Source organism: Pseudoalteromonas sp. MMG006 (assembly GCF_018101025.1).
GTDB lineage: Bacteria > Pseudomonadota > Gammaproteobacteria > Enterobacterales > Alteromonadaceae > Pseudoalteromonas.
The window spans coordinates 70,520-84,628 of sequence record NZ_JAGJEJ010000003.1; the positions used below are offsets into that span (position 1 = coordinate 70,520).

The following is a 14,109-nucleotide window of genomic DNA, read 5'->3' on the forward strand; positions in this document are numbered from 1 at the left end:
AGTAAGTTCAATGCCTACAATGTAATATTAAAAAGGTACTACCAATTTTGCATTTCGACTATGCGCGACTGTGTTCGGGCATATTCAAAACTTAATTTTTTACCTTCATAAAGCGTTTCTATCTGCGCTTGTGCATTAATTACTAACAACTTATGGCAATCGTAAAACTCATCAACCAATGCAATAAAACGCCGCGCTTCGTCATCTAAATAATGCTCATCAAGCGTTTGCTTTTCTCGTTGATAGCTATCTTCAATCCCGTGCACTATTACCTTACCTGTAGCCCCTACCCCCATTTTTGGCACGTTTGCTATATACAAAACATCAAACTGTTTGGCTAAAAACATATAATCGCGAGCACTTCTAGGGCCTGAGCACAGCGCCATAAAATCAATCATCAGCGCATTATTCGCTTTAAATAAATATGGCAAAGCGCGCGAATGCACCTGTAAGCTTTGATTTTTAGTTGCTCGAGGATACCGCTTAGTAAATAGTTTATTAAACTCATCATTAGGTAAATTAATAAAATAATGGCGGTTATTTTTACCATATCTAAAGCGGTGATCTTCCTGCCCGGCCACACTAATTATGTGGCAGTGATCGTTAATTAAATCGATTGTAGGTAAAAATCGTGCGCGTTGCAGGCCGTTATAATAAAGCTGCGCTGGTTTTACATTTGAGGTTGCCACCAGCACGACACCATAATCAAACAAGGCGTTAAATAACCTAGCCATAATCATTGCATCGCCAATGTCGCTTACAAAAAATTCATCAAAGCACAGAACTTTTATATTTTTAGCCCACTGCTTGGCAATCAGCGTAAGCGAATTTTTTTGCCCTTGCAGCTGAGCAAGCTGGCTATGTACTTGCGCCATAAAATGATGAAAATGCAGCCTTTGTTTTTGTGTAGTCGGTAAATTTTTATAAAATAAATCCATTAGCATAGATTTACCGCGCCCTACCGGCCCATGTAAATAGACCCCTTTAATTAAAGGTGCTTTTTGCCACCAAGGTGTATTAACTTGCAGCTGTATAGCCAAGTTATTTAACGCGTTAACCGCATTTTGCTGAGCGCTGTCAACACACAGTTCTCCCGCCTCTATCTTTGCTGTATAAAGGCTTAATATTTGTGGGCTGTGTACTGTCATGGTATTTCACTATCAGCTATAATCGCGCCCATTGTAGCCGACTAAAAATGTGAACCAAAATGAAATTCCCTTGCCGCTTAGATAAATTTGTTAGCCATTTAGCAGAACTTCCTCGCTCAAAAGCACGCGCCGCAATTAAGCGCCAGGCTGCAACTGTAAATGGCGAAGTAGTTACTGCGTTCGACTTTCAAGTAAAGCAACAAGACGAAATAATGTTTGAAGGTGAGCAACTCGTATTTTTAGGTAAACGTTACTACATGCTAAATAAGCCCGTGGGTTACGTATGCGCAAATAGTGATGAATTACACAGAACGGTTTTTGACTTACTAGATGAGCCTAATATGGCCGACTTTCATGTAGCAGGCCGCCTTGATATAGACACTACAGGTTTAGTGATTATCACCAACGATGGTGATTGGTCTCATAAAATCACTTCGCCAAAAAATAATAAATTTAAAACCTACCTAGTAGAAACCCAAGAACCCATTACCGACGAGTCGCTTGAGCAACTACGAACAGGCGTGCAACTGCATAACGAAAAAGACTTAACTCGTCCGGCAAAAGCACAGAGGCTCGCCAACTTTGGGCTACGTTTATCTATTTGTGAAGGTAAGTACCATCAAGTTAAACGCATGTTAGCCGCTGTAGACAACAAAGTGGTAGAGCTACATCGTGAGCAGATTGCGGGTATTAAATTAGATGAAAGCCTAGCCAGCGGTGAATATCGCCAGCTCACCGCTGAAGAAATTAAATTATAATTCAGCACATCTTATCTCATAATTTTAGCCTTAAATAGCACTACATTTTTAAATAAAATGCTTTGCATAGCGCCACATAATCAGCCGTGTAAGTGTTGTTTTCATCTTTTATGCAAAGCACCGAATGTTCAGGCTCTGTTTTTATTGTACTAAAGGTCATTAAGCTACGGCTAAATGCTTTAGTTGGTGTGGTTTTTACTTGGCAATGCGCGTTTAAATACAGCCCCCTTTGCTTTGCAAGCTCTATAAATAGACACGCCTCTGCACTTGGTAAAATGACGCTAAAGCGCGAACGTTTATGGCTTAAACGTTTATAGGCATTTATTAACTCTTCAAAGCTTAGGCCATCAGTATGACGAGCAGTGTTACGGGCATTACTTTGACCTTTTAAGCTCTGATTAAAATAGGGCGGGTTTGAAATGATAACATCAAATGGCTGGGTGTATTCAAACGCTTGAATTGTTGTATGCACTATGTTGATATTAGGCCATGGGCTATTAGCACTGTTTTGCAGTGCTTGATTGTAAGCAGCTTCATCAACTTCTACAGCGGTTATTGCAAGATCATTACTTCGCTGCTGGCACATTAACGCTAGCAACCCCGTGCCGGTGCCTATATCAAGTAGTGACTTTGCATCACTTAAATTAGCCCACGCGCCAAGCAAAATGCCGTCGGTTGAGACCTTCATTGCACACCTGTCATGCTCAACCTTAAATTGTTTAAACGTAAACCCTGACATTTTTTCACCTTTTCGTTCACCAACTGGCGTATAGCGCGTATAATTGTAAGTAATTGTCCCTTATTTTAGACACTCTATGCAATTTTCTGAATTTGATCTTGATACCAAGTTACTCGACGCCATTGATAAAATGGGTTACGAAACGCCAACTAGCATTCAACAACAAGCTATTCCTGAGGCATTACAGGGGCGCGATATTTTAGCATCTGCACCTACTGGCACAGGTAAAACAGCGGCATTTTTAATTCCTGCCATTCAATACTTATTGGATTTTCCACGTCGTGAACCTGGTTTTGCCCGCGTATTAATAATGACTCCAACACGTGAGCTGGCATATCAAATTCATGAACAGTGTGAACTACTTGCTAAACGTACGCACCTAAAAATTGGCGTGGTAACGGGCGGCATTAACTACGGTACTCACAAAGAGATTTTTGAAAAAAATAACGATGTATTAATTGCCACTCCAGGGCGATTAATGGAATACCTAGAAACTGAAAACTTTCATGCTGAACATGTAGAAATGCTTATTATTGATGAAGCAGATCGCATGTTAGACATGGGTTTCAAAAAAGAAATGAGCCGTATTTGTGACGAAGCTAAAAACCGTCGTCAGTGCTTTTTATTCTCGGCAACGCTTGAAGGCGACAGCGTAGAAAGATTTGCAGAAACAACGCTAAACGACCCTGCTCTACTTGAAGCTGAATCGTCACGCAAAGAAAAAGCTAAAATTCACCAGTGGGTTCACCTTGCAGATGATTACCATCATAAACTAGAACTTTTAGTAAACACCCTAAACGGCCCTGATGTCACTAAAGCCATTGTGTTTGTTAAAACGCGTGAGCGCCTTGAAACGCTCATTGGTGAGCTTACTAATAATGGCGTAAAAGCGGCGTGGTTACGCGGCGAAATGCCACAAGATAAACGCATGAAAGCCATGGAAAACTTTCACAGTGGCCGTACTAAAATACTTATCGCTACTGATGTTGCAGCGCGTGGTATAGATGTATCAGACATCAGCCATGTAATTAACTTTGACCTACCGCGCACAGCAGATGTATACGTACACCGAATTGGTCGTACAGGCCGTGCTGGTAAAAAAGGGGTAGCAATATCGCTTATTGAAGCACACGACATTGGCATTTTATATAAAGTAGAGCGCTACATTGAGCAAAAACTTAAACGCCGTGTAATTAAAGGTATTGAGCCGCAGCATAAAGAAGCTAAGCCACCGGCTAAAAAGCGTAAAGATCCAGCAAAAATGAAAGCTAAGAAAAAAGCGAAGGTTAAAAAGAAAAAGTAACCTAAAACACTTTATATTAAAGCCGGCATTAGCCGGCTTTTTAACGAAACCCTTATAGGCTCTGCCCTTTGTACCCGTTACAAATGTAACCCAAGCATGTAACTCATACCCAGTAAAATGTAATTATTGCCCACCTGAATTCTCACTTAATAAAATATCCTTATATTTCAATGCATTAATTTTGGCATTGAAATTGTAACTGTAAGAATAACTCAGCAAAGAATTGCTGCACTATTCACCGTAATGTAAGGATAAAGTCATGAACCGCTTCAAGTTAACTATCGCTTTAGTATCATTTTGTTGTTTGTTTTTATTAGCTTGCGCTACAAAGGTAAGTGCAGCAACCAACATGGCCGTAGTAAGCAGTGTAGCCACTCAACCTAACTTACAGCAATCAATAACGAATACACTACGCACTAACCCTAATTTAGAGCTAAACGATATTCGAGTGCAGGTAAAAAATGGTGAAGTTGATTTATACGGTGAAGCGCAAACTGGTTTTCAACGTGCACTAGCTCAAAAGTTTTTAGAAAATATGGATGGGGTTAAAATCATTCGTAACAAAATTAGCGTTATTTAATACGTTAGCTGTAACCCAATTTATAAACTGCCCATAAGCGCAGCTTGTTACTCCAACACAAGCTGCGCTTCTTTATTACAATATAAATTTTCGTGTTTTGTCGTGTAACCTATTAGCTATTGTAGAAAGTTCCACACTTGAGTCCGCAATGTGTTTCACTGCTTGTTCCGTCTCGGAAATCCCTGTGTTTATACCCTCAATATTTCGGGCTATTTCGTCTATGGTCGTCGTTTGCTCTTCTGTGGCCGTGGCAATTTGCACTACCATGTCGAAAATACCATCAACTTCTTTTGCTACGTCTCTATTTATTTCATTTGCTTTACTTGCGACGTCTTTCACTAACATTGTTTGCTCAACGTTAGTAGCCATCGTGTCAACCGCAGCATTACTGCTGGTTAATACAGCATCAATAATCACCTCAATTTCTCTGGTAGATTCCTGCGTTGATTTTGCCAAGCTACGCACTTCATCAGCAACGACTGCAAACCCTCTTCCTTGCTCACCAGCTCTTGCAGCCTCGATGGCTGCATTTAGCGCTAATAAATTTGTTTGATCTGCAATTGATTTTATTACGCCTAGCACGTCCACTATTTTCTCAGAATTTTCGCGTAAGTTACTTACCTCACCTGCAGTCGTGCGCGTTGCATCACCAAGTTCAATAAGTGCATTGTATGTATTTTCATTATTTTCAGCGCTCTCTCTTGCCATTTTTTTTATGTCTTCACATACCAGGGAAGCACTTGCTGTAGTGGAAGCGATCTCTTTAATAGTAGAACTCATTTGCGTGCTTGCTGTGGAGACTTGGATGGTTTGAGCTTGTTGTTCATTAACAGATTGGCTTGTCTGCTCAGTTAAAGATGCAAGCTCAGTTGCCGTACTACCTTGCTGCGCCGCAACATCACTCAACTCACTGATAATATTTCGTAAATTCTTAAGCATAGTATGCAAAGCTTCTTGAAGCATACCTACTTCGTCATGGCGATTTACTTCTATATTTTCACTCAGGTTGCCTGTTGCAATACGATCTGCAAATCGCGAAGCTATAATGATAGGGTTAGCTATCTTTTGTGAACATAAAAATCCGATCGCAACCACGACAATCATAGTGATACCTATTAATAAGGCACTTACAAGTATGGTTTTTTCAACTAAACTAAAAGCCTCAGCTTCATCTATTTCGCTAAGAACCGCCCATTTAAATCGGCCGACATTAATACTATTGTAAGCGGATAATACATTATTACCGTTATAATCTACGATTACTTTTACGCCATTTTGACCATTCAATGCATAACTAACCGCCTCTGTATCGGCACCATTGTCTGTTACGTTACCAGCAAAGCTGGCCTTCAATGAATGCCCTATAGGGTCTAAATATGAATCTGAACGCATCAGTTTATCTTCACCCACAAGGTAACTCTCACCAGTTTCGCCCATCCCTTCGCGTAAAGACATAATTTCGTTAATGTCATCACTAGAGAGCTGTAATGCAACTATTTCATCACTATTAGGAATTGGCATAGCAATGAATGCAGCTGGTTCATAATTACTTGGGGCATAAGGCTGATAATCGACAATTTCGAATCTATTTGAGCGTTTTACCTGTTTGATTAAATCACCTAAGTTAGACGTCGAATACTCACCATGGAGAATATTGGTACGATAATCAGACTCTTTAGCTTGAGTATAATAAATTAGACCCGCTTTATTAATTATAAAAATATCATAGTATCTGTACTCTTTAATATAACGCGTGAAAAAGTCATCATATTGGCTTGGCTCAAGCTGAGGTACTATATGCGCTAACATTTTAATATCAGCTTCTTTTTTCTCAAAGTAACCTTCTATTTGCGCAAGTTTTATATGGTTAATAGCTTTAAGTGACTGAGACACATTGTACTCAGTATTCACTTTAGAGTTCAGTGTAAGTACCACTGTGGAAATAATAGCTGGTAAAATACCCACGCATAAAAAAAGCAAGGTGAGCTTTGTTTTAAGTGTCCAATGACCTACCGTCTGGACTAAATTATTATGGTGCATGAAAATGTGTTTGCTCGTTAAATTCAAAAAGTTAGCTTTAAATGTTACCAAAACAGAAACACACATGTAAACAAGTTTGATTCAAAGGGGGCTTTATGTAGTTTAATTGTTAAAATTGATTTATTTAATTGAAATTTAGTTGTTATTGGTTTAAATACATGCAGGAGAAAGCTGTAGTAAATAAAATAACCAAACAGGTACTGCTCTTATCACCAAAATAGCTATATTTACGCTGGATATATTGTATAAAAATGTAAAATTTATGCATAGAACAGTAATTTTTTCTCACCTTACCTGTCAAGCTTACAAACGCGCACTGTAAATTCAATTCAATTAATTAGCCCTCAAATCATGAGATACACACCTATTTTTGTTCAGAACTGAGCTATGAACCATAACTTGGATTGACGGGTGTATCTCACATGCTTTAAGCCTATATTCTTAGCTTCGGTGATAAATACTACGCTGTACTTAATAACTTCCAAAATACAGAGCTTAACCCTTACCCTGAGATGAAGGTTTCATATGATCACCTATCATGGCATCGAGTTTTTCGCCGCCTTTAATACCAAAATCTAAAGTACGAATTGGAAAAGGAATACTAATATCAGCCTCGTCTAGTGCTTGCTTAACGGCAACAACACCTTTGTGGCGTACCGTCATAAAATCAGGCTCGCCTGGGTATTTAATCCAAAACCACACCAACAAGTTAATGCTGCTGTCGCCAAAACCTTCTGCGTATACAGCGGTTTCGTCTTTGCGTATAACAAAGTCAAATTCGTTAATTTTATCGACTATAACGTCTTTGGCCTTTTCAATATCGTCGCCATACGAAATGCCGACCGGTACTTCTATGCGCCTAACGCCTAACGTGGTGTAATTTTTTAGTATATTTCTAAATAAGACTTTATTTGGTACGAGTATTAGCTGCCCGTAAAAGCTCTCTATTAGCGTGTTACGCAGGTTTATAGAATGTATTGAACCGAAAACATCGTCGGTTTCAATTACATCACCCGCTTTAAATGGTTTGCGTATTCCCATCGCTATACCGGCTATTAGATTTTCGGTCATGTCTTGAAATGCAAAACCAATAGCTAAACCCACAATACCGGCACCGGCAAGTAGCGAGGTAACAGTGCCCTTTAGCCCAACAAAATCGAGCGCTATAAATAAGCCAATACAAAGTACAATAACTTTAAATATAGAAGCCATTAAGTCAGCTATTTGTGTTGAGTCGAGCGAGCGGCGCAATACGTTTTTCATCAACTTACCGGCATAGCGCGCTAATATAGAAAATACGAGTGCGATAACAATAGCGACAATAAAATTAGGAATGTGACTTATTACTACATCAAACCAGCCACCAAGTTTTTCTTCTATCAGTTTTTCGGCTTCGCCAACGGTTGGCATATTCATCATAATGCTGTACCTGCTTGTTAGTCGTTAGTTAATTTTAGACAATGTTTGCAAGTTTAGCGCCAGCATAAAAAAAGCCATGCAATGCATGGCTTTTTTGTAATTATAAGGCGTAAGATAAACCCGTTAGTTTTGCTCGTCGCGCATAAATACTGGTTCAAGATCTTTAGTTGTTGCCTCGGGGCTAAAGTAATAACCCGCAACAGTAAACTCTTTTAATTGGCTGAGCTGCGTTATTTGGTTTTCTATAATATAACGGGCCATCATGCCGCGTGCTTTTTTAGCGTAAAAACTAATAACTTTATACTGACCATTTTTGCAGTCTTTAAAATGTGGCGTGATAACTTGTGCATTAAGCGCTTTTTTATCTACCGCTTTAAAGTATTCGTTTGAGGCAAGGTTAACGAGGTATTGTGCGTCTTGTGCTTTTGTTACTTCGTTTAGCTTGTTAGCAATAATACTACCCCAAAACTCATACAAATTTTTACCACGAGGGTTTTCAAGCTTGGTACCCATTTCTAGGCGGTAAGCTTGCATTAAATCAAGTGGTTTTAATAACCCATATAAACCAGAAAGAATACGTAAATGGCTTTGTGCGTACTCTAGGTTACTCGCGGTAAGTGTGGCGGCATTTAAACCACCGTAAACATCGCCGTTAAAGGCAAGTACTGCTTGTTTAGCATTACTTTGTGTAAACGGCTGCGACCATTCACTAAAGCGCGCTGCGTTAAGCCCAGAGAGCTTATCGCTAATTTTCATTAGGCTGCCAATTTGCGCTGGTGTTAGTTCTCGGCATACTTTCATGAGCTCTTCGCTGTGCTCTAGTAATTCAGGCTGAGTGAACTTGTCTGTTGCGGGTGGCGTGTCGTAATCAAGATTTTTTGCTGGTGAAATAACAGTGATCATAGTTAGCTATTGACTTGTAATTTATTTAATGTCAATTTCAACATTAAATGAAACGAAAAGCACGTTTTGTTTAAATAAATCCTCCCTTAAATAACTCATACATCGCCGTTATTCTATTGATAAGGACATAAGACCTATCAAGCATTGTCACACTGTTGCAGTATGGATTGTATATATTAAGGGTGTTTAGATTTTCTTTTAACTTGCTTGGAATGAGGAAAGCAAATGACTTCAGCTCTACAAAGGCTCAAACAACATTCATCTATCGTAGCCGACACTGGCGATATTGAAGCGATCAAAAAGCATCAACCAGAAGATGCAACAACAAACCCATCGCTTTTGTTAAAAGCGAGCGAGATTGAAGCTTATAAGCCTTACCTTGATAAAGCTTGGAGCTATTCAAAAGAAACCGAGCAAGATGCAGCTAAACAATTAGAACTTGCATGTGATTACTTTGCAGTATTGCTTGGTAAAGAAATTAGTGAAATTGTACCGGGTTACATTTCTACAGAAGTAGATGCTCGTCTATCGTTTAATACTCAAGCTACAATTGACAAAGCCCATACGCTACTTAGCCTTTACGAAAAAGAAGGCGTAAGCAAAGACAAGATTTTAATTAAAGTTGCGTCTACGTGGGAAGGCATTAAAGCCGCTGAGCAGCTAGAAAAAGAAGGGACTAAATGTAACCTTACTTTATTATTTAGCGATGCCCAAGCTCGCGCATGTGCCGATGCAAACGTATTTTTAATCTCACCATTTGTTGGCCGTATTTTAGATTGGCACGTTGCTAACGGTATGGAAAAACCAACTGATCCATTACAAGATCCTGGTGTTCAGTCGGTTCGCAGCATTTTTGAATTTTACAAACGTCATGATTATAAAACCGTTGTTATGGGCGCAAGCTTTCGTAACACGGGCGAAATTATTGCCCTTACAGGTTGTGACAAGCTAACTATTAGCCCTAACCTTTTAGAAGATTTAGGTAATTTAGAAGGCGCAGAGGAATACCTATTAGAGACAGATATTCCTAAAGAGCCAAAACCTGAACCGCTTACAGAGGCTCAGTTCCGTTGGTTACATAATCAAGATGCAATGGCAACTGAAAAGCTAGCAGAAGGTATTCGCTCTTTTGCTGATGCACAAGAACAACTAGAAGCACGTTTTAAAGCAATGTAATTGGTTTAAAACGTACTTTAAAAAACGTCGCAATTGCGACGTTTTTTTATGCCTAAAATAATATAAGACCTGTATAAACCTTCATCAAGCGATCACATATTTGCAACATTACTGTCACTTTTTTATTCTATTTTAGCTAGGCCTGTGGTATAGGTATTCTTGAGGTCAATAAAATCAATAGGAGAAGTACATGGATAGCCTAAACGATATATTAGAGATATTAGAAGGTCCTGATACAACACGGAAAACCTCTCAGAAAAATAAAAAAAGGAAGTGGCGGGAAATAGAAGCAATAAAAGACAAACACCGTTTACGTAAAGAACTAGAAGAATACGATTACTTAACAGACAGCATTTCAATTGACGAGCTAGACTTTTAATCCTTTACAACCAACTAAGCAAAAAGGCTTTCACTATATGAAAGCCTTTTTAATGCGTTGCTTTTAGTTAAACCTGCCAATTAATGGGTTCATTACCTTGTGATTGTAATAACTCATTTGTTTTTGAAAAGTGCTTACAGCCAAAAAAGCCACGATGCGCCGAAAGCGGCGAAGGGTGCGGTCCTTTTAAAATATGATGGCGTGCACTGTTAATACTTTTACCTTTTTTTTGTGCGTGTGCACCCCATAAAATAAATACCACGCCTTCGCAGTGCTCGTTTATATGCGCAATTACATTATCTGTAAACTGCTCCCAGCCTAAGTGCTTATGAGAATGCGCTTGCCCTTGCTCAACAGTAAGTACAGTATTAAGTAAAAACACACCTTGCTCTGCCCAACTTTGCAGGTAACCGTGTTCTGGAATAGTAAAACCAGCAATGTCGGTAGCTAACTCTTTATACATATTTTTAAGCGACGGTGGCAGTTTTTTAACCTCAGGCAATACCGAAAAACACAAGCCATGTGCTTGCCCTTCGCCGTGATACGGGTCTTGCCCTAAAATAACAACGCGGATATTTTTAAGTTCTGTAGCATCAAAAGCGTTAAATACTTGCTGCTTTGGCGGATAAACTGCAACGCCTTCTTCTCTGCGCTTAGTGACATAATCTAAGGTTTGCAGCATATAGGGCTGCTGTAATTCGCTTTGTAAAAAGCCTGACCAATCGCTCATTGTGTGCTCTTAATTTGTTTGCGTGATGCATCTATTTTATCACACATATCAGCAAGCCCATCGAGCATACGCGGCGAAAAACGATGTAATAAATCAGCATTTACACTAATAAAATGTTTATTTTTAACCGCAGGTACTTCTGGCCATTTTTGCCAATCGACGACCGGTTGTGGTGTTTTTGATTTTTCATCTGGGGTAATAATAATTTGCGGCTTAGTCACAACAACATTTTCGATACTAATCTGCGGGTAGTCGGTATCGCTTTGTGCAAACACATTACTTACATGACACGTTTCAATAAGCTGGTTTATCCATGTGTTTTTACTTACCGTCATCATTGGCTCTGGCCATAGTTGATAAAAACCAGTTAATATTTTTTTGCTTTGCTGCTGTTTTTTAATTCTTTTAAGCTTAGTAATAAATGCGTTTGCTACTTGCTCGCTTTGCTCAATACGCCCAGTAAATTTACCAAAAGTAATCAGCTCGTTTGCAACTTCTTCTATTTTTTTGGGATCACTTAAATGTACTTTTATACCTAGGCGTTTAATTTGTTCTAAATCTTCACTTTGATTACCACTTTTCCAACCAATTACTAAATCAGGTTTTAGCGCTAATAATTTTTCAAGGGAAATACCATAGTAACCACCAATGCGCTCAATACTCTTAGCCTCAGCAGGGTAATCGGCGTAATCAACGGTGCCGACAATATTACTCCCCGCGCCTATAGCGAACAGGTTTTCTACTATATGCGGCGCAAGTGCCACTACACGTATTTCTCTAGGATTTGTTACTTCATTTGCAACTGCATTGCCTAATAAGCAGCATAGCCCAAGCCCAACTAAAAGCGCTTTGTACATTAGTAATCAAACCCTTCTAGTGCTTTTATTCCTGAGTCGAACGCATGTTTTACATTACGTACTTCACTTACTGTGTCTGCAAGCTCGGTTAAAGTGCGATGTGCTGCACGACCGGTAATAATAACCGACTGCATAAGTGGGCGGTTATTAAGCGCACTGACCACTTCGTCTAGGTCGATGTAACCGTAGGTCACCATGTACGTAAGTTCATCAAGTAATACTAAATCAATACTGCTATCTGCAAGCATACGTTTAGATTCTTGCCACGTTGCTTGGGCAGCAGCAGTGTCGGCCTCTTTGTTTTGCGTATCCCATGTAAACCCAGTATTCATTACTGCAAATTCAACGCCTGCACCTTGCAATAAATTACGCTCGCCACATTCCCACGTACCTTTAATAAACTGACATACTGCGGCTTTTTTACCATGACCAACACAGCGCGCTACCACCCCAAAGCCCGAGGTTGATTTACCTTTACCATTTCCTGTAATTACTTGGAATATACCTTTTACATCTTGCGCAGCAGCAACACGCGCATCGACTTGCTCTTTTACTTTTTGCTGGCGCTGCTGGTGCTTATCGTTGCTTTTATCTGTCATTATTGTGCCCTTCATAAATCGATATAATTTGTTGTATGTTTAAGTGCGCCTCGCACATAGTTGCTAAGCGTTCTAATTGCTGTTCGCGGTGCTGGACAATACTAATTGGCTTTATTGTGGCCTCTGGTTTTACCCAGTTTAAAATTTGCGATGTGGCGTTTGCTTCATCAAATAAACCATGTAAGTAAGTACCTGCTATAGCATTGTCATCACTAATAAAGCCATCGTTTACAAACCCATTAGGATGGTCATTAAAAGTTAAAAATGGCTTATTAAGCGCTGTGCCTTTACTAATACCTGCATGTATTTCGTAGCCGCTGCACGGTGTTTGTAAATCATTTAACTGCATCGTCGCTGATAATTTAGAGAGTACTTTTTGCGTGCTCAATGTGGTTTCAAAATCGCACAGGGCAAGCCCCGTTATTTGCTTTAATGACGACTCAACTCCATCTGGATCGTTGATTGTATTGCCTAACATTTGCATCCCTCCACAAATACCAAGTACTTTGCCACCATAGCGTAAGTGTTGCTTTATTTGTGTATCCCAACCTTCGCTTTTTAAAAAGGTTAAATCCCCAAGCACATTTTTACTACCCGGTACAATGATCAGATCAACTGCTGGGATCGTTTGCGTGTGGCGTACATACGTTATATTAATATTGGGATGCAAACGCAGTGCATCAAAGTCGGTATGGTTACTAATATGAGGCAATAAAAGTACTGCAATATTAATGGTGGCACTCGTCACTTTGTTATCTATCGCAACGGCATCTTCAGCATCAAGGGCTAAATCGTGCAAATACGGAAGTACACCAAGCACGGGCTTATTTGTGTATTGTTCAAGCCAATCAAGCCCGCTTTGCAATAAGCTTATATCACCCCTAAAGCGGTTTATCACAAACCCTTTTACGCGCGCTTGTTCTGATTCGCTTAGTAGCGCTAATGTACCCACTAAGTGTGCAAACACGCCGCCTTTGTCAATATCAGCAATGATAATGACCGGGCAATCTACTGCTTCTGCGTATCCCATATTTGCTATATCGTTTTCACGTAAATTAATTTCAGCCGGGCTACCAGCACCTTCAACCAGTAATAAATTAAAGCGTTTAGCTAAGCGGTTATGCGAGGTAAGCACGGCATCCATTGCCACTTTTTTATAGTCGTGATATTTGCCCGCTTCCATATTACTAATAGCTTTGCCATGAATAATAACTTGTGCGCCAGTGTCGCTATTAGGCTTAAGTAATATGGGGTTAAAGTCTATTTCTGGCTCTACCTTTGCAGCAATTGCTTGAAGAGCCTGGGCACGGCCAATTTCGCCGCCATCTTTAGTTACTGCACTATTAAGTGCCATATTTTGTGGCTTAAACGGGGCAACATTTACTCCTCGCTTTGCAAACACTCTGCAAAGCGCCGCTACTAACGTGCTCTTACCCGCATCTGATGTAGTGCCTTGAACCATTAGGGTTTTCATTGGA

The 14,109-nt window shown here is 39.7% G+C and carries 14 protein-coding genes; 5 read left to right on the plus strand and 9 right to left on the minus strand.

Translation table 11 applies throughout. From position 1 onward, the window contains the following. Positions 1-38: 38 nt before the first annotated feature. Complete coding sequence (zapE, locus tag J8L73_RS04525; RefSeq protein WP_211015063.1) at positions 39-1,148, minus strand: cell division protein ZapE; 1,110 nt, start codon at positions 1,146-1,148, stop codon at positions 39-41. Positions 1,149-1,207: 59 nt separating this feature from the next. Between zapE and rsuA the strand changes: the two genes are divergently transcribed. Continuing rightward, a complete protein-coding gene (gene rsuA, locus J8L73_RS04530) occupies positions 1,208-1,906 on the plus strand; it encodes a 16S rRNA pseudouridine(516) synthase RsuA (RefSeq protein ID WP_211015065.1) in 699 nt (232 codons plus the stop codon). A gap of 40 nt (positions 1,907-1,946) precedes the next feature. Here rsuA and J8L73_RS04535 read toward each other — a convergent pair whose 3' ends face one another. Then, a complete protein-coding gene (locus J8L73_RS04535; RefSeq protein WP_211015067.1) occupies positions 1,947-2,645 on the minus strand; it encodes a methyltransferase in 699 nt (232 codons plus the stop codon). Between the two features lie 76 nt (positions 2,646-2,721). Here J8L73_RS04535 and srmB point away from each other — a divergent pair, with 76 nt between their 5' ends. Beyond that, complete coding sequence (srmB, locus tag J8L73_RS04540; RefSeq protein WP_210998909.1) at positions 2,722-3,948, plus strand: ATP-dependent RNA helicase SrmB; 1,227 nt, start codon at positions 2,722-2,724, stop codon at positions 3,946-3,948. Between the two features lie 259 nt (positions 3,949-4,207). Further along, a complete protein-coding gene (locus J8L73_RS04545; RefSeq protein WP_058549507.1) occupies positions 4,208-4,528 on the plus strand; it encodes a BON domain-containing protein in 321 nt (106 codons plus the stop codon). Between the two features lie 75 nt (positions 4,529-4,603). Here J8L73_RS04545 and J8L73_RS04550 read toward each other — a convergent pair whose 3' ends face one another. From J8L73_RS04550 to yaaA, 3 genes are all read right to left on the minus strand, one after another. Next, on the minus strand, positions 4,604-6,568 hold the full coding sequence (locus J8L73_RS04550; protein WP_210998908.1) for a methyl-accepting chemotaxis protein: 1,965 nt from the start codon (positions 6,566-6,568) through the stop codon (positions 4,604-4,606). A 495-nt stretch (positions 6,569-7,063) separates the two neighbouring features. Next, positions 7,064-7,987 carry a mechanosensitive ion channel family protein gene (locus J8L73_RS04555; protein ID WP_211015069.1) on the minus strand — a complete coding sequence of 308 codons (924 nt, stop codon included), beginning with the start codon at positions 7,985-7,987 and terminating at the stop codon, positions 7,064-7,066. Between the two features lie 123 nt (positions 7,988-8,110). Next, positions 8,111-8,890 (minus strand): peroxide stress protein YaaA, encoded by a 780-nt coding sequence (gene yaaA / locus J8L73_RS04560; RefSeq protein WP_211015071.1) that lies wholly within the window; start codon positions 8,888-8,890, stop codon positions 8,111-8,113. Positions 8,891-9,115: 225 nt separating this feature from the next. Here yaaA and tal point away from each other — a divergent pair, with 225 nt between their 5' ends. Next, complete coding sequence (gene tal, locus J8L73_RS04565) at positions 9,116-10,066, plus strand: transaldolase (RefSeq protein WP_211015073.1); 951 nt, start codon at positions 9,116-9,118, stop codon at positions 10,064-10,066. 190 nt (positions 10,067-10,256) lie between these two features. Continuing rightward, on the plus strand, positions 10,257-10,445 hold the full coding sequence (locus tag J8L73_RS04570) for a DUF3545 family protein (protein WP_210998904.1): 189 nt from the start codon (positions 10,257-10,259) through the stop codon (positions 10,443-10,445). Positions 10,446-10,512: 67 nt separating this feature from the next. On the opposite strand, the gene ung is transcribed toward J8L73_RS04570, so the two are convergent. From ung to J8L73_RS04590, 4 genes are read right to left on the minus strand one after another with little or no spacing between them, the layout of a single operon-like run. Then, positions 10,513-11,175: a uracil-DNA glycosylase gene (gene ung / locus J8L73_RS04575; RefSeq protein WP_211015075.1), complete on the minus strand. Its 663-nt coding sequence runs from the start codon at positions 11,173-11,175 to the stop codon at positions 10,513-10,515. Then, positions 11,172-12,032: a cobalamin-binding protein gene (locus J8L73_RS04580; RefSeq protein ID WP_211015076.1), complete on the minus strand. Its 861-nt coding sequence runs from the start codon at positions 12,030-12,032 to the stop codon at positions 11,172-11,174. The genes ung and J8L73_RS04580 overlap by 4 nt, the downstream gene beginning before the upstream one ends. Continuing rightward, positions 12,032-12,631: a cob(I)yrinic acid a,c-diamide adenosyltransferase gene (cobO, locus tag J8L73_RS04585; protein ID WP_211015078.1), complete on the minus strand. Its 600-nt coding sequence runs from the start codon at positions 12,629-12,631 to the stop codon at positions 12,032-12,034. Before cobO ends, J8L73_RS04580 begins: the two co-directional genes overlap by 1 nt. Beyond that, the gene (locus tag J8L73_RS04590; protein WP_211015081.1) at positions 12,621-14,105 is read right to left on the minus strand and encodes a cobyric acid synthase; all 1,485 of its coding nucleotides are present in this window, start codon (positions 14,103-14,105) and stop codon (positions 12,621-12,623) included. Before J8L73_RS04590 ends, cobO begins: the two co-directional genes overlap by 11 nt. Positions 14,106-14,109 lie beyond the last annotated feature (4 nt).